We start from the raw sequence: 20679 nt of genomic DNA on the forward strand, positions 1-20679 counted from the left end.
CCGGATGTACGGGGTAACGGCAGAGTGCGGTGCAGCGATGCGGGCTGCATCACCACTCTGGAGGGACATTTCATGGGGACCACAGCACGAACGGCACTCGCCGCACTGGCGGGCGCGGCAGCGGTCACGGCGGGCGCGATGGCGTTCGCGGGGGCATCGAGCGCGGCCGGCCCGGTGCCGGGACCGCAGACCCAGGCGGGCCAGCTGAGCTGTGTGATCGACAGCAGCGGCTACTGCACGGTGCAGCACTACCTCGGCGTGGTGCCGGAGGCGGTCCTGGTCTCGCCGGTCACGCCGACGACGGCCGGCAGCTACTTCCTCAGCACGGTGCAGGGTTCCTACACCGCGACGACCTTCCGGGTGCGGGCGATGGTCACCCAGAGCACGCCGAAGGCGGCCGGCCAGATCTGGTTCAGCTACGCGATCTATCCCCCGCTCACGCCGCCGGCCACCTACACGCCGCCGACGCCGACGCCGACCGGCTACACCTCGACGGCGCCCCCCAACCCGTCCGACACGCCGACCTACACGCCGCCGAGCACCACACCATGGCCCAGCAGCGGCCGTTGAGCGGAATCCGCGGTTTTCGCCCGGCCCGCGGGGAATTCCCGTCATCGCGGGCGGGGCGAAGGCTTCTTTCCCAGCTCTTCGGCGAAAATCGCGTCGACCCGCGAACCCGCGCGCCGCAACGCCCGCACAGCCACGCGGATCAAATAACCCGAAGCGAACACGAGCAGCAGCGCCACGCCGATCACCCCGGGATTCGCCACGACGACCTCCCGGTACTCGTGCGCGAGGTAACCCAGGCCGGCCCCCGCGGCGAATGCGTCCAGCAACGCCAGCCGGACGACCCGGGAACGAGACGAGGTGGCAGAGCCCATTCCTACTCCCGCCGTTCCGGTCAGCGGTGACGCCCTTGCAACCTAGACGAGCATGCGCCGGTCGGCGGCCACTTCAACCTGTTTGGCCTACCGGATCTGCCCGGATGGCCGCTGTGATAACTTGAAGCAAACCGAGCGTTCTGTGCACATGCAAACCCCGGGTGGCTTGCGCACGGAGCCAGGGGGCGGTAGCTCAGTTGGTTAGAGCAGGGGACTCATAATCCCTTGGCCGCGGGTTCGAGCCCCGCCCGCCCCACCACTCGTGAGCCCTTGCTTCGCCGCTTCGCGTCGAACCCTTGCTCGACGCTTCGCGTCTCCGCCGGGCTCTCTCGCTTAGTCATGCTCCTCTGGGGGTGCAACCCCCAGACCCCGCCCGGGGGCTTCGCCCCCGGACCCCCCCGGCTGTGGTCGCCTTGCGTCTGAGGCTGCGGTTTGGTGCTGGGCACCTTTTGGTCTTGGACGAAACGTTGCCGCTCGTCTTGGTGGGCTGGGGGCTAGTGGCCTCCGTGGCCTGGGGGGTGGCCCGGGTTGCCTGGGTTGCCTGGGTGCATGTGGAAGCGGCTTATCTCTGGGGGGTGGACCACGAACGGGCGCATCATGCCCTCGTCCTCGTGGTCCAGGATGTGGCAGTGGTACATGAACTCGCCCGTTGCGTCTTCGAAGTGGCCGGCGACTCGGAGCCACTCGCCTGCCCACAGGGTGAACGTGTCCTTCCAGCCCTGCTCGTGCTTCTCGATCGGCGGGCCTTCGGCCGGGGCCGGTAAGGGGCGGGAGGTGCCGCCTGCCGCGATGTCGAACGCCGTCAGGTCGGCGAACTTGTGCCTGGTCAGCAGCTGGAAGCGGGCCATGTGGATGTGCATCGGGTGTGGGGCGCCGCCCAGCTGGATCAGGTTCCACACCACCCAGCGGCCGCGGTCGATGAAGATCGTCGTCGTGTCGTCGAAGAGGCGGGCGACCTTGCGGAACGTGCGCACGTTCCCCGTCGCCGGGTCGGTCAGCTGGATGACGCCTTCCTCGGGAAAGCGTGCCGGTGGGTCGGTGATCTCCTGCAGCTCCCACATTTCCGGGTGCGGACGGCCCGCCACCCCCGGCGGCGTTGTCGCGACGAACACCTCGTCGTGGTCCTCCGGAACGTGGTCCAGCCGGGCGTACGACGCCGACAGCGCGGCCGGCAGCCGGAACGGCTCGGGACGGCGGCGGCTCTCGACGCGGAACTCCATGATGTCCGGCTCGATCGACGCCCCCGTGTTGACCAGCCGCAGGCGCTGGCCCGGGAACCGGCCGAAGTCGATCAGCAGGTCGGCGCGCTCGGCCGGGGTCAGCGTCAGCCCGCCCGCCGGCACCGCCGCCGGCGACGGCAGCAGACCCGCGTCCGTGCCCGCGATCCGGACGGCGTCGTTGTGCACGACACCCGCCTCGTCGACCAGGTCGAGGCGGAAGAACCGGCCGTTCGCCATGTTGAGCACGCGGAAGCGGTACCAGCGCGCGTCGACGTCCAGGTGCGGCCAGACACCGCCGTTGACGAGGGTGAACGGGCCCGTCACCGGCGCTGTCGTGCCGGACGCGGGCAGGTACTGGAACTTGAACAGCAACTGCCCGGTGAGCGCGCCGGTCACCGGGTCCGTGTCGAAGTTGCGGTCGGCCAGGACGAGCGGGATCTCGTGGTCACCACCGGGCAGGCGCAGCCTGTCCTCTTCGTCGTCGCGGATCAGGTACAGGCCCGCGAGTCCGGAGTGGACATTGAAGCGCGTCACGGCCATCGCGTGGTCGTGGTACCAGAGCGCGGTGGCCGGCTGGCGGTTCGGGTACTCGGTGAGCTGCGTGCGCCCCGGCGAAATCCCGTTGTGCGCCCAGCCGTCGTTGCCGGCGTCCGTCAGCGCGCCGTGCAGGTGCACCGCGTTCCACGGCGGCAGCTCGGCGACCCCCTCGACCAGCTCCACCCCGGCGGGCAGGCTGCCGTCCGCGGCGCGGTAGCCGGGCCGGTTCGCCGGCGTCGGCACCGCGTACGGCGCCCGCACCGCCACGAGCGGGACGGTGCCGCGCAGCTCGTTGGCCCACGCGACCCGCAGCCGCTGACCGGCGCGCACCTCGATGGTCGGGCCCGGGAAGTGGCCGTCGTAGGTCCACAGCGTGGTTTCCGGCAGCTGCGAATGCAGCCGGGTCCGCGCCGGCGTCATGGTGACCGTGAGCTCGCCCCGGTACCGCCGCGAATGCGCCTGGATCACCGGCGGGATCCGCAGCGGGTCGAGGAACTTCGCGAGCCCGAACTGCGGCGCCGCGGGCGGCGCCGGTGCGCCGGTCGCCGCACTCGGACCGAGCAGGTTCACCCCCGCCACGACCCCCGCGGAGCCGAGCGCCGCGGCGGCCAGGAAGGTGCGCCGGTCGAGAGAGTCGTCCACTTTCCCTACCAGGCGACCGGAAGGGCGTTCAGCACCTGGAAACCCGCGGTCGGGTTGAACGGGATCTCCTCCGCCGGCACTGCGAGCCGCAGGCCGGGCAGGCGCGCGAGCAGCGTGCCGAGGGCGACCTCCATGGTGATCCGCGCGAGGTTCTGGCCGAGGCACTGGTGGGCGCCGAACCCGAACGAAACGTGGTCCCGGGCGGTGGTGCGGTGCCAGCCGAGCGCGTCCGGTTCCTCGTGGACGGCCTCGTCGCGGTTGATCAGCGAGGTGATGAAGAAGACGCCGTCACCCTTGCGGATGGTGGCGCCCTCGACCTCGATGTCGTCGACGGCCAGCCGGGAAACACCGTCCGGGATGGACAGCACCCGCAGCAGCTCGTCCACGGCGGTGGGCAGCAGCGACGGGTCGGCGCGCAGCTCGGCGAGCCGTTCCGGGTGCTGCAGCAGGACGAACGTGCTGAGCGAGATCATCGTCCCGGTGGTGCCGTGGCCGCCGGCCACCTGCAGGACCAGCGTCGAGACCAGTTCCTCGTCGACACCCCCCTTGTCACCGCGTTCGGCGAGGAGGTCGTCGAGGACGCTGTCGCCGGGGTTCCGCCGCTTTTCCGCGATCAGCGCGTGCATGTAGGCCATGAGCTCGTCGTAGGCCGAGTTGGCGTCGGGGCCGGCCGCGAGCTGGTGTGACTTCCGCTCGAAGTACTCGTGATCGCCGTCCGGGATGCCCATCAGCCGGTACAGCACGGTCACCGGCACCGGGCCGGCGAAGGCGGGGATCAGGTCGGCGGGCGGGCCGGCCGCGATCAACGCGTCCAGCCGCTCGTCGACGATCGCCTGGATCTGCGGGCGCATGGCGTTGATCCGCCGGGTCGTGAAACTCGGGATCAGCAGCTTGCGCCGGGCGTTGTGCACCGGGCCGTCGACGCCCACCAGCGCGGTGACGATCTTCATGACCTTCTGCTGGACGTCGCTGACGGTGGCGGCGATGCTGGCGAACATCATGGGCCACGCCGAATTCGTGCGGTCACTGGAGATCCGCGGGTCGATCAGCAGCTTGCGCGCCACGTCCCGGCTGGTGATCGCCCAGACGCGCCGCCCGTCGTAGAGCGCGACCTGCGCGAGCGGTTTCTCCTCCGCCAGCGGGAGGTAGGCCGGGGCCGGCTGGTAGGGGCAGGTGCGGTCCTGCGGGAACACGACGGTGTCAGCGGTGGTCATGACGCCCCCTTGCGCGTGGGAATTCGGCGAACCGCACGGGGGTGGAACGGGTGGTGCGGCTCGGATCCGGAACGTTAGTGAGGGGACGAGCGGCCGCGCATCCCCTCACTTGGTATTCCTCGCACCGGGTGCAGTGCTAGTCCGTGAAGTCCGCCTTGTGGTCTTCGGCCCACTCGGCGAAGCTGCGCGGCGGCTTGCCCAGGACTTTTTCGACGGTGGGGTCGATTTCCTCGGGCCCGTCGAGAGCTTCTTCGTAGTAGCGGATCCGCGTCTCGATGATGCTCGACGCGTCCCCGCGGCCGACCGTCCCCTCCTCGACCAGTTCCTCGAAGCGGCCGCCGATCCGGGCCCGGAAATCGGCTCGGGCGGCGTCGCCCGTGAGGTCGGCGAACTCCAGCTCGCGGCCGATCGCCCGGCCGATGAGCGCGAGCTGCTCGGCCTGGGTGAGGCTTTCGCCACCGGTGATGTGGTACTTCGCCCCGGCGTGGCCGTCCTGCAGCAGCGCGGTGGTGCTCACCTCGGCGATGTCGCGTTCGTGGATCGAGGACAGGTAGGAGTGGGCGTAGAGGATCGGCACCGGCTCGCCCTTCTTGACGAACTCGGCCCACTGCAGGGAGTTCGCGGCGAACGCCCCCGGCCGCACGAACGTCCAGGCCAGCCCGGACCGCTCGATCGCCTGCTCTTCGCCCAGGTGCCAGCGGGCGATCCAGTGGTCCGGATCGCGCCCGGCGGCGGCCAGCGAAGACAGCAGGACGACGTGCCGGACCCCGGCGGCCTTCGCGACGTCCAGCACGCCTTCGATGCCGGACGGCTGGGTGTACAGGAAGAGTTTTTCCACGCCCCGCAAGGCCGGCGCGAACGTCTCCGGCTCGGTCAGGTCCGCACGGCGGACGTCGACGCCCGCCGGCACGTCGAGCGCGTCCGGGTTGCGCGAGGTCGCGCGGACCTCGGCACCCGCCAGTGCCAACAGGTCTACGACGTTTCGGCCGACGTTGCCGGTCGCACCGGTCACCAGGATCGTCATGGTTTCCCCAGGTAGCTTGGCTTGCACGGGATTCAGGCCGACGAAGTGTCCATTGTGGACCATTCGGCTTCGCCTCCGGTGAGCCAGTATCGGCGAGCCACCCGGCGCCGTCAACCGACGCGAGGGACGGCGGGCCGGCTCGCGTCAGGAGAAATCCGGTTCCGGGAGCCAGCGCAGGCCGTAGGCGTACCCGAGCTGCGGCGCGGCGAACTCCTGCGCGACTTCGCACGCGCCGTCGAGCGGCAGGGCGTCGCCCGGCTGGGGCGGGTCGGCGAGCACCGACGGCGGGACGCGGTCCAGCCGCCACACCACCCGCGGCGGCCGCCGCGGGTCGAAGCGGACGCGCACGTCGAACGACTCGCAGCTCACCAGCGGCACGAACACGTACGACGGCCGGATCGGCAGGCCGTCGCGGATGCGGTGCACCAGCGAATACGTGTGGCTTTCGCCGCGGGACAGCGGGCGCGGCAGGTCGAGCAGCCAGCGGAAGTGCCGCAGGCCCTCCCGGGTGCCGCCGGTGATCCGGACGCCGTGCCGGGCGTCGACGGCGACGTCACGCTCGCCTTCGCCGCCGTCTTCGGTGCGGGGCACGGTGAACTGCGCGGAGATCCGGTCGAGGCCCTCGCGGGTCGCCACCACCAGCCGTTCCTCGGTGACCTCCGGCTCGGCGGTGTCGAGCCGGACGAGCACGTTCAGCCGTTTGACGAACCAGCCCTCGTCGGGGTCGGGCACGCCGTTGCCCGGCCGCGTGCCGGCCTCGATCTCCGCGGCGAGCCGGGCGAACGACCGGTCGACCCGCCGCCGGGCCGTGCGCTCGGAGATGCGCAGCCGATCGGCGAGGACGCCGATCCGGGCGCTGAGCAGGGCGTGCTGCGCGCCGGGGGCGATGCCCAGCGCGACGTTGACCGCCAGCTTGTCGTCGGCCGGGAATTCCGCGATCGCGGCCGAAATCGCCGCCCGCAGCACGCGCCGCGCTTCGCGGTCGCTCGTCGTGCGGTGGATTTCGCACCAGCCGGAAACGAGCGGCCCGAGCCGGCTGCGCAGCCGGTCGGCCTCCAACCCCCAGCCGCGCCGCAAGGTGATGAGTTCCCGGAGCAGCCCGTCCTCGTGTGCCATGGGATTCCCATTGTGACACGCACGGTTGGCGGCGATCGGCGGCACGGGCTGCGCCGATCAGGTGGTTCCCGGGTGGCCAGGCATTGGCCAGTTCCCCGCGATTTCGGCCCGCGCGTGGCCTTTTCCCATTCTCCGGCTGCCCGACCATTTTCCCGTCGACATCGGGGAGGACGCTTGCTCGACACGACCCGCCCGGCCGACGTCGCCGGGGTGCGCCGGCTGGCCCGCGACGGCCTGCTCGCCGGCTCGGCCGCGGCCGCCCGGCCCCCGGCCCTCGCCCGGTTGCGCGGCGGCGTCTATTCGGTGGCCTGGCCGCTGGTCTTCACGCGGATCACCAAGCCGCTGGAGCACCGGCGACGGCACGCGGACTGCGCCCGCGGGCTCGAGTGGCTGCGGCCCGACTGCCTCGACCGCTTCCACGACGACGTCGAGGCGGTGGTCGAGCACGCCCTCCGGCGCGCGACCGGCCCGATCGACAACCTCGAGGGCTGGCTGGCGACCCGCCTCAACCCGGCCACGGTCGACGCCCACCGGCGGCGGCGCGGCGAGATCGGGGCCCTGCAGCGCCCGCGTCTCCCGGCGTGGCTGCGCGAAGAGCTCGGCGGCGACCCGTGGCTGTGCGACCTGGCGGTGCAGATCCTGGTCTGGGTGGGCGTCCCGGCCACGGCGGGCGCCGAGCTGTGGCCCCTGGACGGCTGGACGGCCCGCCGCGCGGAGGTGACGGGCGAGCCACCGCCCGGCCGCGACACGCTCGACCACGAGGTGGCCCGCGTGCTGGCGGCGATGCGCACCCGGCCGCAGTGGCACGCCGAGCACGTCGAGCGCCCGCTGGGGCACAAGCAGGCACCGGTGGCCCCGATGCCGGCGGAGCTGCCGGCGTTGGAGCTGGTCGCGTCGCACGAGGTGGCGGACGCCCGCCTCGCGGGCCTGGCGGAGCGCGCCCTCCGGGCGATCGAGACACGGCTGGACAGCGGCGAGACGGCGATGGCGGCGGTGTCGACGGTGGTCAGGACGGTGTTCGGCGAGCACCCGGGCGACGACTGGGTGGCGACGGCACTGGCCGACCCGCAGCGCCTCGAGGGGATCGTGGCGACGGTCTTGGCGGTCCTCGACCGCTGACCGCTCCCCCGCCGGCCCGGCTGCCACGGAGCGCCCCAATGTGGCGTTCGGTGCGTCCAGCGCACCCAATGTGGCGTTCGGTGCATCCAACGCACCCAATGTGGCGTTCGGTGCATCCAACGCACCCAATGTGGCGTTCGGTGCATCCAACGCACCCAATGTGGCGTTCGGTGCATCCAACGCACCCAATGTGGCGTTCGGTGCATCCAACGCACCCAATGTGGCGTTCGGTGCATCCAACGCACCCAATGTGGCGTTCGGTGCATCCAACGCACCCAATGTGGCGTTCGGTGCATCCAACGCACCCAATGTGGCGTTCGGTGCGTCCAACGCACCCAACGCCACATTGGGGCGCTTGGGCCGCGCCACTAGCAGCCGTCCTCGAGGGAGCGGCTGCGGGCGTCGAACACCGAGGTCAGGACGTCGGGCGGGCATCCGGCGGCCCGCGCCCGACGGCCGGCCGCGGTCAGTTCGGCCAGCAGCAGGGCGCGGACCGCCGCGCGGGTCGCCTCCGGGAGTGTCGAGAGCGGGGCCGCAGCGTCGGTCACCCTCGGCCTCCTCTCTCCGGCACACCAGACTTCCCCTGACGGACACGCGCCGGCCAGCGTCACCGGAGCGGCGGGCACCGGCAGTTCCACGGCCAACCAGCAAGTCACCGCCACCACGGCGGCGGAGGCACCGGCAACCGCAGCGGGCAGCCTGTGTGGCGGCCCGTCCAGCAGTCCGCCAGCCAGCGGGTCAGTGCCACCGGGCCGAGGAGGCTGTCCTCCCACACCGGTGTCAGCTCGCCCGCCCGGCGCAGTACCGCCTCCGCCGTGCCGCAGAAGGACACCACCGTCGCCACCGCCGCGTCGGCGCGCTCCGCCGGCCAGGCGACCGCGGCTCCGGGCAGCCGGGCCGGGATGGCCAGGCCGGTTCCCACGGTGCAATTGCGCGCCAGCTGCACGGCGAGATCGAACTCGACCGCTTCGGCGTGACGCTGTCTGGCCCGCCAGCGGGGCGAAGCCGCGGCGGCGTACAGCCCGGCCAGCCGGGCGGCGACCAACCCGTCCCACACCGTCATGAGCACCGCTCGCGTGTCGGCCGGATGGGCGTCGGCGAGCTCGTGGGTGACGGCGCTGAGCCAGGCACACGGGTCCTTGACTTGACGATCAGCGGCGACGGTCACGGCAGTCAGTTTCCCACCGCTGCCCGGAAGCAACCCCGAGCTGATCATGCTTCACCCGAGGACCACCCGGTCGGTGGCGGACCGTTGAGCGGCGTCGTAACCCAATCGGGCACTGGGCGTGACCGAATCGTCACTGCTGTGCGATCATGTCCGCGCTCAGTGCCGAGCACGCCCTCCGTAAACCCCCGTGAAAGGCCCCCGAGTGATCAAGATCAGCAAGAGCCGGGCCGGCACCCAGCGCGTCACCTTCAGCCTGCCGATCGGCGCGCCGCCCGGGCGGGTGAGCGTCGTCGGCTCGTTCAACGACTGGACGCCCGGCCGCCACCACCTCACCCCGCGGTCCAACGGCCGCCGGTCGGCGTCGGTCGACGTCGTGCCGGGCACCGTCCTGCAGTTCCGCTACCTCGGCGAAGACGGCCACTGGTTCGACGACCCCGACCTGGCCGACCGCGCCGACGGCAACTGCGTCTGCACGACGTCGTAGCCGCTCACCCCCGGCGGCGCCGCTTCCCCGGCGGCCCGCCGCCCCGCCGCGCCGGTTTCACCGCGGCGGGCTTGCGTTCGGCGGGCTTGCGTTCCGGGCGCTTGCGCTCGGCCGGCGCCTGCGGCCGCCCCCGCGTGCTGTTCACCGTCCGGCCGCGGACGATCCCGATGAACTGCTCCATCAGGTCCGTCGTCTCCTCCTCCAGCCACGACAGCGCGACGCTCGACTGCGGCGCGTCCTCGACCGGCCGGTACGTCAGGTCACGGCGGTGGTGCAGCCGGGCGAGCGACTGCGGGACGACGAGCACCCCGACCCCGGCCGCGACCAGCTCGATCGCGTCCGCCGTCGTCTCGGGCCGGGACACCGCCGGACGCCCGGGCCTGCTCTCCCACGCCAGCGTGTCGTCGAGCGGGTGCAGCACGACCTCGTCCGCCAGGTCCACGGTGGACACTTCGTCCGCCGCCGCGATCAGGTGGTCCTTGGGCACCACGACCACCGACGTCTCGGTGTAGAGCGGGATCGCGTGGAGGCCGTCGCGGTCGATCGGCGACCGCAGCAGCGCCGCGTCGGCGTCCCGGGCGCGCAGCAGCCCCGCGGCGTCGGCGGCGGCGACCGGGACCAGGGTCAGCGGCACCTCCGGCACCCGCTCACCCCAGGTCCGCACCCACTTGGCGGGCGTCGCTCCCGGGACGTACGCGAGCTTGAAAGAGGTCACCGGGTCAGGTTACCGGGAGTGACGCTGGCTACCCTGGACGGCATGACGTCGCACAAGACCACCCAGACGATGAAGCCCGCGACGGCGGCGAAGAAGCTGGGTGTGTACCTCGAAGCCACCCCCGCGGAGTTCCGGGAGGGCGTCGTCACGCGCGACGAGCTCAACGCCCTGCAGACCGACCCGCCGGAGTGGCTGCGCGAACTGCGCCGCACCGGCCCGCACCCGCGCCCCGTGGTCGCGGCGAAGCTGGGCGTCTCGATCGGCGGCCTCACCCGCGGCGGGATCACCGAGCCGCTCACCACCGAGCAGATCGACGCGCTGAAGGCGGAAAGCCCCGAGTGGCTGGTCCGGGAGCGTGCCACCCAGGCCGAAGTACGCAAGGAAGCGGTACGGCTCAAGGAAAAGAACTGAAGGCCGACCTCTCGGCCGAGGCCGCGGACCGCCTCGACGCCGAAGACGAGCTCGCCGCCTTCCGCGCACGGTTCGTCCCGATCACCGATCCCGGCGTCGTCGCCTACCTCGACGGGAACTCGCTGGGCCGCCCGCTGCGGGCCACCGCCGAGCGGCTGCAGGAACTCGTCGCGCACGAGTGGGGTGCCCGGCTGATCCGGTCGTGGGAAGAACGCTGGCTCACGCTGCCCGAAGAGATCGGCGACGAGCTCGGCCGCGTCGCGCTCGGGGCCGCCGCCGGGCAGACCATCGTCGCCGACTCGACGTCCGTGTGCCTCTACAAGGCGCTCCGGGCCGCCGTCGCGCTGCGGCCCGGCCGCGACGAGATCGTCACCGACGCCGCGAACTTCCCCACCGACCGGTTCCTCGTCGAGAGCGTCGCCGCCGAACTCGGGCTCACGGTCCGGTGGGTGGCGGACGACGACATCGCCGCGGTCACCGGGCCGCGCACCGCCGTGGTCACGCTGTCCCATGTGGACTACCGGTCGGCGGCGATCACCGACCTGGCCGGCGTCACGCGGCTGGTGCACGAGCGCGGCGGCCTCGTCGTCTGGGACCTCTGCCACAGCGTCGGCTCGATCCCGGTCGAGCTGGACGCGGCCGGCGCCGACTTCGCCGTCGGCTGCACGTACAAGTTCCTCAACGCCGGGCCCGGCGCGCCCGCGTTCCTCTACGTCAACGCGCGCCACCACGAGACGTTCGGCCAGCCCCTCACCGGCTGGATGGGTGCGGCCGACACGTTCGGCATGGCCGCGGAGTACGTGCCCGCGCCCGGGATCCGGCGGGCGCTGTCGGGCACGCCGCCGGTGCTGGGCATGGTGGGCGTCCGGGAGGGCGTGGCGCTGCTGGCGGAGGCGGGCGTCGACCGCGTACGCGCCAAGGCCGTCGCGCTGGGCCGCTGGGTGATCGCCCTCGCGGACGCGTGGCTCGTCCCGCTCGGGTTCACGGTCGCGTCGCCGCGCGAAGACGACCGCCGCGGCGGGCACGTCACCCTCCGCCACCCGGACGCCGAGCGGCTTGCGCGCGTCCTCATCGAGCACGGCGTGCTCATCGACTTCCGCCGTCCCGACGGCATCCGCATCGGGCTGAGCCCGCTCACCACCGGGTTCGCCGAGGTCCGGCGGGCCATGGAGCGCATCCGGGAGCTCGCGGGCTGAGCCCGGGCGCTCTCCGGCGCAAACAGTAGCCATGTAGATAGTAGCCATGTACTGTACTGGGCATGAGCACTCCCGGCCACCTCGTCTGGCGGCTGTCCACGAAGTGGCGGGTCGCGGTGGACCGCGCCCTCGCCCCCGTCGGGCTGACGCACGCGCAGTACGTCTTCCTGGCGTCGCTCGCCGGCATGGAGCGCGCCGGGGCGAGCCCGAGCCAGCGCGAACTGGCCGACCACACCGGCTTGGAGGCGCTCTACGTCTCCAAGCTCGCCCGCACCCTCGACGCCGAAGGGCTCGTCGAGCGCACCCGCGACCCGGCCGACACCCGGACCGTCCGGCTGCGCCTCACCGCCCGCGGCCGCGAGGTGACCACCCCGGCGATCGCCACCGTGGCCGAACTGCTCGACCGGCTCCTCGCCCCGCTCGGCGGCCGGCACAGCGACCGCGCGGCGGCACTGGCCCGCGAGCTCACCGTCCTCCTCGAAACCCCGTTGGAGTCCTGAAAGCCATGCTCCACCACGAAGAAACCGGCACGGGCACCCCGATCGTCTTCCTGCACGGCAACCCGAGCTCGTCGCACAGCTGGCGGAACATCCGCCCGCACGTCGGCGGCGGACGGCTGCTGGCCCCGGACCTCATCGGCATGGGCCGTTCCCCCAAACCGGACATCGCGTACACGTTCGCCGACCACGCCGGCCACCTCGAAAGCTGGTTCGACGCGCTCGACCTGGAGGACGTGGTCCTCGTCGGCCACGACTGGGGCGGCGCGCTCGCCTTCGACTGGGCCGCCCGGCACCCCGGCCGCGTCCGCGGGGTCGCCTTCTTCGAAACCATCGTGAAGCCGATGGCCTGGGCCGACCTGACCCCGCAGGCGGCCGGGCGCTCGCGCAAGATCCGCACGCGCGGTGTCGGCGAAGACATGGTGCTGACGCAGGACCTGTTCATCCGCCAGGCATTCACGGGCGGCGTGCGCACGCCGGTCGGCGAGGACGACCTGGCGGCGTACCTCGCCCCGTTCCCGACGCCGGAGAGCCGTCGCCCGGTGCTGGCTTGGGCACGGCAGCTGCCGTTGGGTGGCGAGCCGGCCGAGCTGGTCGCGCGCATCGAGGCCTACGACGAGTGGCTGGCCACGAGCGAGGGGACGCCGAAGCTGCTGATGACGTTCGAAGGCTCACCGACGTTGCTGATCGGCGAGAAGATGGCGCGGTGGTGCGCGGAGAACATCGCGGCGTTGGAGGTCGTCGCGTGCGGAGAGGCCGGGCACCACGCCCAGGAGGACCGGCCCGAGGTGATCGCCGCGGAACTCGCGGGGTGGCTGGACCGGCACGGGCTGCGCACGAGCTGACCGAGAAGAAAGGTGGCCATGACAGAGGTCCGGCTCGATCCGATGACCAGCGAGGAATACGTGGCCTACCACGGCGACGCGGTACTGGCCTATGCCGAGGCCCATGTTTCGGCCAAGAGCTGGCCGGCCGACGGTGCGCGGCAGCGCGCCGTCGACGAGTACGCCGCGCTCCTGCCCGAGGGCGTGGCCACACCCGGCCACCACCTCTACACCGCGCGGACGGGCGACCAGGAGATCGGCATGATCTGGTTCGCCGAACGCGCCCACGGCGCCGGCCGGATCGCCTACCTCTACGACATCCGGGTCGACGCGGACCTGCGCGGCCGGGGGCACGGCGAAGCACTCATGCGGGCGATGGAGCACGAGGTCCGCGCCGCCGGCCTGGAAGCCGTGCGGCTCCAGGTTTTCGGCAACAACGCGGTCGCCCGGTCGCTGTACCGGAAACTCGGCTACGCCGAGACCAACGTCGTCATGATCAAGGACCTCGACCGGCACCCCTGGGGTCGCGCGTCCGAGGTTCGCTGACAGCGGCCAGGCGATGCGCCCCAATGTGGCGTTCGGTGCGTTGGACGCACCGAACGCCACATTGGGTGCGTCAGACGCAACCAACGCCACATTGGGGCGCTCTGGACACGCGGCTTCGGCCACACCGGACCCGCACACGACTTGCGACGGCGAACCCTAGCTGTGTCGCAGCGGCGGGTTCGCCGTCACCCCGAGCACCCGCGCGACCAGCCAGGCGAGGGCGTCCGCGGTCCGCGCCGGTGTGTCCGACGGCTGCATCACGTGGCTCAGCACCGCGCGGACCACCAGGTCGATCACCACCGCGACCCGGTCGTCGGCCAGCGGGGGGTGGTAGGCCGCGACGCGCCCGGCCAGCATGAGCTTCGCCTGCCTCAGCAGCGCGCCTGCGTCCGTGGTCAGCAGCGGCAGGAGCTCCGGTGCCGTGCCGTGGGTTGCGGAGACAATCGCGCGCAGCAGCGTGTTGTCGTCGGCGAGCTCGAGGACTCCGCGGACGGCGTCGTAGATCGCCTCGACCAGGTCGTCCGGGTGGCGGTCGAACGCCGCGGCGACGACGGAGAGGAACCGGTCGAGCTCGTGCGCGACCATCGCCTCGGCCAGCGCCGCCTTGGAGCCGATCTCGTTGTACACGGTCTGGCGGCTGACGCCGGCCAGCTCGGCCAGGCGCGCCATCGTGACGGCCTGCCAGCCGGACTTCGCCGTCAGCTCGATCGCCGCGGCGATGATCGGCCGCCGGTGCTGACCACCTTCCGCCGGCACCGGAACCGCCCTGCTCATGATCGGCATTCTAGGGCCCGGCCGGGCCCACCCGCCCCGGTGCCACGAAGTCGACCTTCTCGCGCACGCCGCAGTCCGGGCAGCACCAGGTGTCCGGGATCGCCGCCCACGGCGTGCCTGCCGGGAAGCCCTCCCGCGGGTCGCCGCGCCGCTCGTCGTAGACGTACCCGCAGCCGGGGCACATGCCGCCTTCGGTGGCGTCGCCGTGGGTGTCGGCGATTTCCCGCGAAGCCGCCGTGACGCGGGTTCCGTAGCGCGCCAGCACCCGGGCCCGCTTGCCGGGCTGGATGTTGGCGCGCGAGATGTCGCCGTCGTAGTGGGCGAGCACCCGCGGGTCCATCACCCGGCGCCACAGCGGCGGGACGAGCGCCAGCACGATCATGCCGGCGTACCCGGTGGGCAGCACCGGCGACTCGGCGAAGTCGCGCAGCGTCTGGTAGCGGCGGGTCGGGTTGGCGTGGTGGTCGCTGTGCCGCTGCAGGTGGTAGAGCAGGACGTTCGTGGCGATGTTGTTGGAGTTCCAGCTGTGGCTGGGGTCGACGCGCTCGTACCGCCGCCGCCCGGGCGCCCCGACCCGCTGCCGCAGCATGCCGTAGTGCTCCATGTAGTTGACGACCTCCAGCAGCGAAAACCCGACGACCGCCTGGATCACCAGGTAGGGCAGGACACCCGGGCCGAGCCACACCACCATCGCCGCCCACAGCACCGCGGACATCAGCCACGCGTTGAGCACGTCGTTGCCGAGCCGGTAGGGATGGCGGTCACGCCGGGCGTAGCGCTTGCGCTCCAGCCGCCACGCCGACTTCAGCGAACCGAAGACGGTCCGCGGCCAGAAGCGGTAGAAGCTTTCGCCGACGCGGCTGCTCGCCGGGTCCTCCGGTGTGGCCACGCGGACGTGGTGACCGCGGTTGTGCTCGATGTAGAAGTGCCCGTACCAGCTCTGCGCGAGCGCGATCTTCGACAGCCAGCGCTCGTGGCTCTCCTTCTTGTGGCCGAGTTCGTGCGCGGTGTTGATGCCGATCCCGCCGACGCACCCGATCGACACGGCGAGCCCGATCTTGTCGGCCACGGTGAGCTCGCCCCGCGCGATCAGCCAGAACGCGGCCGCGAAGCCGAGGTACTGGACGGGCAGGAACGCGAAGGTGATCCACCGGTAGTAGCGGTCGTTCTCCAGCCGCGCGATGACGTCGTCGGGCGGGTTGCTCCGGTCCAGCCCGGCGACGAGGTCGATCAGCGGCACGATCACCAGGATCACGACCGGCCCGATCCAGAACCAGCCGCCCCACCCGGTGGCGGCGTGCAGCCCGATGGCGAGGAACGCCAGGGAGGGCACGACCAGGCCGATCAGCCAGAGGTACCGCTTGCGGTCGCGCCACAGCTCGGTCGAGCCGGCGGGCAGGGTCCCGGTCGCTTCGCTCATCACACCCTCCTTGGCGGCTGAGTGGACATGACGATAGCGGATGTCGAGTCGGCTTGACAATCACTCGGCTGATGTAAAGCACTGCGGCAGCTCGACATCCCGGCCGGACCGAATCCCGTTTTCAGTCGACGAGGTCGTGCGGATCCCGCGCGGCCAGCGCGGCCGCCTCGGAAACCCCCGCGCGCCGGGCGACCCGCCGCCGGGCCCGCACCTGCGCCGCGGTCCGGGGCCGGAACTCCGGCGCACGACCGCACCCGCACGGCTCGAAGCCCTCGTACCGCAACCCGGCTTCGACGACCGCCGCGACCGCCGCCCATCCCGAGCCGTCCCGGCGCGGGGGCGCCGCGAAGTCGTGGCCGGCGAACACCATCGGACGGCGGCACTCCGGGCAGAGGTGCTCCGCGCCGTCCCAGGCGTGCTTGCCACTCCGCCGGCAAGGCACGCAGACGTAGTGGACCTTGTAGGTCGACTCCGCGTACCGGCACATGCCACCCACCCTATCGGCCACCCCTTCCGCCGAGGGGACTTCCGGGCACCGCCGGTTCCCTTCTTTCCTCCGCCGTGAACCAGCGAACACACCGATCCGGCGGAATTCACTTTCACCCGTTCGGCCCAGTGCTCGACAGCGTGAATTCACCCGCACCGCCAGTACCAGAGGAAATGCCGGTAATCACCCCGGAGCAGATGGTAAACGCCGTTCGCCGCCTCGCGGACGAGTGTCCGCAAGGCGGGCCGCGCCGAACGGCTGTCAGGGGTTCGTGGTAAAAAACGGACCCTGATCGATTCTGCGGCAACACGGAGGGTGAGGCGAAGACGGGTGACGGCGGCCGCTGTGTCCCATCGTCGTGTCCGCTTCCTCGTCCGGGTCCCCATTCCTCGCCGACCGTCACTCAGGAGTTCGTGAACCGCCGTGCTGAACAAAGACCCCAGGGACGAGTCGGACAAGCCGTACGACAAGTCGATCCGCAAAAGGCTGACCAGGACCGTTCTCATTCCCAGTGTGACACTGCTGGTGCTCTGGATCGCCGTCTCGTCCTACTTCCTCTTCAATGGCGTATACGTCCGGTTGGTCGCGGCTTCCGTCCGTGAGGTCTCCATCCCCGCCGCCACCGCGCTGGCCGAGTTCCAGAAGGAACGCCAGACCGCGCTGCAGTACCTCGACGACCCGGCACTCGGGCCGGCGCGGCTCCAGCAACAGCAGAAGGCCACCGACGAAAAGCTCTCCGCGCTGAAGGACGCCTTCGCCGCGACGATCTCCAACGCGCCGGACGAGATCGCGTCCAAGGTGAACGCGCTGAAGTCCCAGTTCGACCAGCTGCCCGTGCTGCGCTCGCAGATCAGCTTCCGCAGCATCGACCGCGCCCAGGTCAACTCCTACTACAACGGCGTGATGGACACCGCGTCCAACCTCTTCGACACCCAGGCCCGGGTCGTCCCCGACGCCGAGGCGGCCACCGGCGGCATCACGGCGACGTCGGTCTTCCGCGCCGGGGACATGATGTCGCGCGAGACGTCGCTGGTCTCGACGGCCTTCGCCGCCGGCACGTTCGCCCCGGACGACTTCGCCCAGTTCGCGCGGCTGTCCGGGATCTACCGCACCCAGCTGGCGCAGATCGAGCCGTTCCTCGACCCGGGCGTCCGCCAGAAGTACCAGGCGCTGACCGCCGGCACCGCGTGGCGGCAGCTGGCGACCGCCGAAGAGGCGATCGTCAAGCACGGCCCGTGGGCCGCCGGCGAGCAGAACTCCGTGCCGGTGTCCGAAACGGACTGGCAGAACGCGACGACCCAGGTCGCCCAGGGCCTCAACGACCTCGCCATCACCCAGGCGGACAAGGTCTCGGCGGCGGCGATCGACGCCGGTGACGCGCAGCTGCGCAACGTCATCATCGGCAGCATCGTCGCCCTGCTCGCCTCGCTGGCCGCGATCATCGTCGCGGTGCGGGTGTCCCGCTCGCTCGTCGACCGCGCGCTGATGACTCGTCTCGCGCGGCTGCGCAACGACTCGCTCGACCTCGCCCGCAACCGGCTGCCGGACATCGTGGAGCGGCTCAAGAGCGGCGAACCCGTCGACCTGACCGAAGAGCTCCCCCGGCTCGACCACGGCCGCGACGAGATCGGCCAGGTGGCCGAGGCCTTCAACGTCGCCCAGCTGACCGCCGTCAACGCCGCGGCCAGCGAGGCCAAGGCCCGCAGCGGCGTGCACAACGTGTTCCTCGGCATCGCGCACCGCAACCAGGTGCTGGTCCACCAGCAGCTGCAGATCCTCGACGAGATGGAAGCGCGCGAGGACGACTCGACGCAGCTGGCGGCGCTGTTCCAGCTCGACCACCTCGCCGCCCGCGCCCGCCGCACCACCGAGAACCTGATCATCCTCGGCGGGAAGCAGCCCGGCCGCCGCTGGCGCAAGCCGGTGCCGCTGATGGAGGTCCTGCGCGCGGCCGTCTCGGAAACCGAGCAGTACGCCCGGGTCCAGGTCGAGCAGGTGCCCGACGTCGCGATCGTCGGCGCCGCGGTGGCCGACACGATCCACCTCGTCGCCGAGCTGGTCGACAACGCGACGTCGTTCTCGCCGCCAGGCTCGCCGGTCGAGGTGACCAGCCGGATGGTCGCGCGCGGCGTCGTCGTCGACGTGTCGGACCAGGGGCTCGGCATGAAGGACGGCGTCCGCGAGTGGGCCAATGCCATGATGGCCGAGGCGCCCGAGTTCGACGCGATGGCGCTGCGGGCCGACTCCAGCCTCGGCCTGTTCGTGGTCGCGCGGCTGGCGGCCCGGCTCGGCATCACCGTCACCTTCGACCCGTCCCGCTACGGCGGCCTCCGCGCCACCGTCCTCATCCCCGCCCAGCACCTGGCCGGCGAGCACGCCGACCAGACCGGGGACACCTCGCCGGCCGAGACCACCGCGGTCCTCGCCCCGGTGGGTGCCCCGGCGCCGCAAGCGGCAGAAAGCTCGCTCCGCACGATGGACTCGCCCAGCTCGTTCAGCGGTCAGATCCCGATGAAGCGAGACAGCAAGCCGAGGCCGTACCCGGCACGCGCCCTCACCCCGCCCGACGCGCTGCCCTCCGTGCCGGCGGTGACGCCCGAGCCGGCCGCGGCGATCACGCCGGCCACGGAGGTGAAGCCGACCGACGACCGGCCCCGGCTGCCGCGGCGCGAGCCGCAGCAGAACCTCGTCGCCCAGCTCGAGAAGGAGCCCGACGACAGCGAGGACGAAGTCGTGGCGCCCGGTGAGGGCACCGCGCGCACGCTCGCGGCGTTCCACAAGGGCACCCGCCGCGGGCGCGGCGGCCCGGACGACGACTCGTAATCCCCGGCAGCACACAGGAAAGTCCACACAGGAAAGTCAGGGTCTGACGTCGAATGAACGAGTACGGGAACCCCAAACCCGATCTCAACTGGCTGCTTGACGACATGGTGAACCGCGTGGTCGGCGCGCAGAACGCCATCGTGCTGTCCGCCGACGGGCTGCTCATCGGCAAGTCGGCCGGGATGAGCAAGGACGACTCGGACCAGCTGTCGGCCATCGCCTCCAGCCTGCAGAGCCTCGCCAAGGGGGTGAGCAAGCAGTTCAACCGCGGCCCGGTGCTGCAGAACATGATCGAGATGGAGCGCGGCTACCTGTTCGTCTCCGCGGCCGGGCAGGGCGCCTGCCTCGCCGTGCTGGCCGCCGACAACGTCGACGTCGAAATGATCGCCTACGAGATGAGCCGGCTCGTCAAGCGCGTCGGCGACTACATGGCGTCCGCGCCGCGAGAAGCGGCGTCGGTGCTCCGGGAGGCCACATGAGTGCCGAAGACGGCTGGTACGACGAAGCCGCCGGGCCGCTGGTCCGGCCGTACACGATCACCAGCGGCCGGACGCCGGCCGGCACCGCGCGGCTGGACCTGTCGACGCAGGTGATGACCCTGCGGTCGGAGCAGGAGCCGACCGGGCTGGGCCCGGAGCACGTGGCGATCGTGCAGCTGTGCCGGCACCCGGTCTCGGTCGCCGAGATCGCCGTCTACGTCAAGATCCCGCTGGGGGTCGTGCGCGTGCTCGTCGGCGACCTGATCGAACGCGGCCTCGTCATCACGCGGTCCCCTGCCCACAACCCGGCGCAGTCGCCGGACCTCGAAACTCTCCAGGCGGTTCTCGATGGCCTCATCAAGTACTGACGGCACCGGGGCCGAGCTGGTCCCCACGCCGGTCAAGATCATCATCGCGGGCGGGTTCGGCGCCGGGAAGACCACGATGGTCGGTTCGGTCAGCGAGATCCCGCCGCTGACCACCGAAGAGGTGCTCACCGAGGCGAGCGCCGGCATCGACGACCTGTCCGGCGTCGAGCGGAAGACGACCACGACCGTCGCGCTGGACTTCGGCCGGATCACCATCTCGCCGCGGCACGTGCTGTACCTGTTCGGGACGCCGGGCCAGGCGCGCTTCTGGTTCATGTGGGACGACCTGGCCCGCGGCGCGATCGGGACGGTCGTGCTGGTCGACACCCGGCGGTTGGAGACCAGCTTCGCCGCGATCGACTTCTTCGAGCGCCGGAAGATCCCGTTCGTCGTCGCGGTGAACTGCTTCGACAACGCCCCGCGCTACACCGCCGACGAGATCCGCGAGGCCCTGGTCGTCCCGGACCGTGTGCCGATCGTCATGTGTGACGCACGCGACCGCGACTCCAGCAAGCTCGCGCTCATCCGGCTCGTCAAGCACGCGATGACCGTGGTGCCGGCGCGGGTCTGAGACCTGCGCGTTGTCCGCTTTTGTCCGCACTGGACGTCCCCGGTGTCCGTTGTGGCCCTGCGTGGCCGCGACGGGCACCGGCGTACCCACATGGCCCAATTGACTGGACCACCCGGGTGCAGACTTTTAGTTGAGCAAGCATCCAACTGATAGCATCCGGGCG

Annotated in this window: 23 protein-coding genes and 1 tRNA gene; 13 read left to right on the plus strand and 11 right to left on the minus strand. The window is 71.5% G+C overall.

What is annotated here, in order from left to right:
* The first annotated feature begins 72 nt into the window (after window positions 1-72).
* Window positions 73-570: a hypothetical protein gene (locus tag BLW76_RS35170; RefSeq protein ID WP_091315727.1), complete on the plus strand. Its 498-nt coding sequence runs from the start codon at window positions 73-75 to the stop codon at window positions 568-570.
* Between the two features lie 41 nt (window positions 571-611).
* On the opposite strand, the gene BLW76_RS35175 is transcribed toward BLW76_RS35170, so the two are convergent.
* On the minus strand, window positions 612-881 hold the full coding sequence (locus BLW76_RS35175; protein WP_091315730.1) for a hypothetical protein: 270 nt from the start codon (window positions 879-881) through the stop codon (window positions 612-614).
* Between the two features lie 182 nt (window positions 882-1063).
* On the opposite strand from BLW76_RS35175, the gene BLW76_RS35180 reads away from it, so the two are divergent.
* Window positions 1064-1140: transfer RNA gene (locus tag BLW76_RS35180), tRNA-Ile, on the plus strand.
* Between the two features lie 235 nt (window positions 1141-1375).
* Here BLW76_RS35180 and BLW76_RS35185 read toward each other — a convergent pair.
* The 4 genes from BLW76_RS35185 to BLW76_RS35200 all read right to left on the minus strand — a co-directional run bounded on the left by BLW76_RS35185 (window position 1376) and on the right by BLW76_RS35200 (window position 6634).
* Window positions 1376-3280 (minus strand): multicopper oxidase family protein, encoded by a 1905-nt coding sequence (locus BLW76_RS35185; protein WP_091315734.1) that lies wholly within the window; start codon window positions 3278-3280, stop codon window positions 1376-1378.
* A 5-nt stretch (window positions 3281-3285) separates the two neighbouring features.
* Complete coding sequence (locus BLW76_RS35190; RefSeq protein WP_091315737.1) at window positions 3286-4494, minus strand: cytochrome P450; 1209 nt, start codon at window positions 4492-4494, stop codon at window positions 3286-3288.
* A 136-nt stretch (window positions 4495-4630) separates the two neighbouring features.
* Entirely contained in the window at window positions 4631-5518 is an 888-nt protein-coding gene (locus BLW76_RS35195; RefSeq protein ID WP_091315739.1) for an NAD(P)H-binding protein, read from the minus strand.
* 144 nt (window positions 5519-5662) lie between these two features.
* Window positions 5663-6634, minus strand: a complete 972-nt coding sequence (locus tag BLW76_RS35200) for a hypothetical protein (protein ID WP_091315741.1) — start codon at window positions 6632-6634, stop codon at window positions 5663-5665.
* Window positions 6635-6808: 174 nt separating this feature from the next.
* Here BLW76_RS35200 and BLW76_RS48955 point away from each other — a divergent pair, with 174 nt between their 5' ends.
* The gene (locus tag BLW76_RS48955; protein ID WP_091315744.1) at window positions 6809-7753 is read left to right on the plus strand and encodes a hypothetical protein; all 945 of its coding nucleotides are present in this window, start codon (window positions 6809-6811) and stop codon (window positions 7751-7753) included.
* Between the two features lie 368 nt (window positions 7754-8121).
* On the opposite strand, the gene BLW76_RS35210 is transcribed toward BLW76_RS48955, so the two are convergent.
* A complete protein-coding gene (locus tag BLW76_RS35210; RefSeq protein WP_091315747.1) occupies window positions 8122-8301 on the minus strand; it encodes a hypothetical protein in 180 nt (59 codons plus the stop codon).
* Window positions 8302-8405: 104 nt separating this feature from the next.
* Complete coding sequence (locus tag BLW76_RS35215; RefSeq protein WP_091315750.1) at window positions 8406-8921, minus strand: hypothetical protein; 516 nt, start codon at window positions 8919-8921, stop codon at window positions 8406-8408.
* Between the two features lie 202 nt (window positions 8922-9123).
* Between BLW76_RS35215 and BLW76_RS35220 the strand changes: the two genes are divergently transcribed.
* Complete coding sequence (locus tag BLW76_RS35220) at window positions 9124-9405, plus strand: early set domain-containing protein (protein ID WP_091315752.1); 282 nt, start codon at window positions 9124-9126, stop codon at window positions 9403-9405.
* A 4-nt stretch (window positions 9406-9409) separates the two neighbouring features.
* On the opposite strand, the gene BLW76_RS35225 is transcribed toward BLW76_RS35220, so the two are convergent.
* Window positions 9410-10120 carry a LysR substrate-binding domain-containing protein gene (locus tag BLW76_RS35225; RefSeq protein ID WP_091315755.1) on the minus strand — a complete coding sequence of 237 codons (711 nt, stop codon included), beginning with the start codon at window positions 10118-10120 and terminating at the stop codon, window positions 9410-9412.
* 42 nt (window positions 10121-10162) lie between these two features.
* Here BLW76_RS35225 and BLW76_RS35230 point away from each other — a divergent pair, with 42 nt between their 5' ends.
* The 5 genes from BLW76_RS35230 to BLW76_RS35250 all read left to right on the plus strand — a co-directional run bounded on the left by BLW76_RS35230 (window position 10163) and on the right by BLW76_RS35250 (window position 13594).
* Window positions 10163-10531, plus strand: a complete 369-nt coding sequence (locus BLW76_RS35230) for a DUF5997 family protein (RefSeq protein WP_167384846.1) — start codon at window positions 10163-10165, stop codon at window positions 10529-10531.
* On the plus strand, window positions 10528-11727 hold the full coding sequence (locus BLW76_RS35235) for a kynureninase (protein WP_091320258.1): 1200 nt from the start codon (window positions 10528-10530) through the stop codon (window positions 11725-11727). The genes BLW76_RS35230 and BLW76_RS35235 overlap by 4 nt, the downstream gene beginning before the upstream one ends.
* Window positions 11728-11789: 62 nt before the next feature.
* Window positions 11790-12227: a MarR family winged helix-turn-helix transcriptional regulator gene (locus BLW76_RS35240; RefSeq protein ID WP_091315760.1), complete on the plus strand. Its 438-nt coding sequence runs from the start codon at window positions 11790-11792 to the stop codon at window positions 12225-12227.
* 5 nt (window positions 12228-12232) lie between these two features.
* Window positions 12233-13069: a haloalkane dehalogenase gene (locus BLW76_RS35245; protein WP_091315762.1), complete on the plus strand. Its 837-nt coding sequence runs from the start codon at window positions 12233-12235 to the stop codon at window positions 13067-13069.
* A gap of 18 nt (window positions 13070-13087) precedes the next feature.
* Entirely contained in the window at window positions 13088-13594 is a 507-nt protein-coding gene (locus BLW76_RS35250; RefSeq protein ID WP_091315764.1) for a GNAT family N-acetyltransferase, read from the plus strand.
* Between the two features lie 156 nt (window positions 13595-13750).
* On the opposite strand, the gene BLW76_RS35255 is transcribed toward BLW76_RS35250, so the two are convergent.
* The 3 genes from BLW76_RS35255 to BLW76_RS35265 all read right to left on the minus strand — a co-directional run bounded on the left by BLW76_RS35255 (window position 13751) and on the right by BLW76_RS35265 (window position 16275).
* The gene (locus BLW76_RS35255; RefSeq protein WP_091315767.1) at window positions 13751-14377 is read right to left on the minus strand and encodes a TetR/AcrR family transcriptional regulator; all 627 of its coding nucleotides are present in this window, start codon (window positions 14375-14377) and stop codon (window positions 13751-13753) included.
* A gap of 1 nt (window position 14378) precedes the next feature.
* On the minus strand, window positions 14379-15788 hold the full coding sequence (locus tag BLW76_RS35260; RefSeq protein ID WP_091315769.1) for a fatty acid desaturase: 1410 nt from the start codon (window positions 15786-15788) through the stop codon (window positions 14379-14381).
* 121 nt (window positions 15789-15909) lie between these two features.
* Entirely contained in the window at window positions 15910-16275 is a 366-nt protein-coding gene (locus BLW76_RS35265) for a hypothetical protein (protein WP_208613456.1), read from the minus strand.
* A gap of 423 nt (window positions 16276-16698) precedes the next feature.
* On the opposite strand from BLW76_RS35265, the gene BLW76_RS35270 reads away from it, so the two are divergent.
* From BLW76_RS35270 to BLW76_RS35285, 4 genes are read left to right on the plus strand one after another with little or no spacing between them, the layout of a single operon-like run.
* Window positions 16699-19098 carry a sensor histidine kinase gene (locus BLW76_RS35270; protein WP_091315772.1) on the plus strand — a complete coding sequence of 800 codons (2400 nt, stop codon included), beginning with the start codon at window positions 16699-16701 and terminating at the stop codon, window positions 19096-19098.
* Window positions 19099-19151: 53 nt separating this feature from the next.
* Entirely contained in the window at window positions 19152-19577 is a 426-nt protein-coding gene (locus tag BLW76_RS35275; protein ID WP_086851216.1) for a roadblock/LC7 domain-containing protein, read from the plus strand.
* Window positions 19574-19945, plus strand: a complete 372-nt coding sequence (locus BLW76_RS35280; protein WP_091315774.1) for a DUF742 domain-containing protein — start codon at window positions 19574-19576, stop codon at window positions 19943-19945. Before BLW76_RS35275 ends, BLW76_RS35280 begins: the two co-directional genes overlap by 4 nt.
* Window positions 19926-20516, plus strand: coding sequence for a GTP-binding protein (locus BLW76_RS35285; RefSeq protein ID WP_208613457.1), 591 nt, complete (start codon window positions 19926-19928; stop codon window positions 20514-20516). Before BLW76_RS35280 ends, BLW76_RS35285 begins: the two co-directional genes overlap by 20 nt.
* The last annotated feature ends 163 nt before the right edge of the window (window positions 20517-20679 follow it).

This window comes from Amycolatopsis tolypomycina, from assembly GCF_900105945.1.
In the GTDB taxonomy this organism is placed as follows: domain Bacteria; phylum Actinomycetota; class Actinomycetes; order Mycobacteriales; family Pseudonocardiaceae; genus Amycolatopsis; species Amycolatopsis tolypomycina.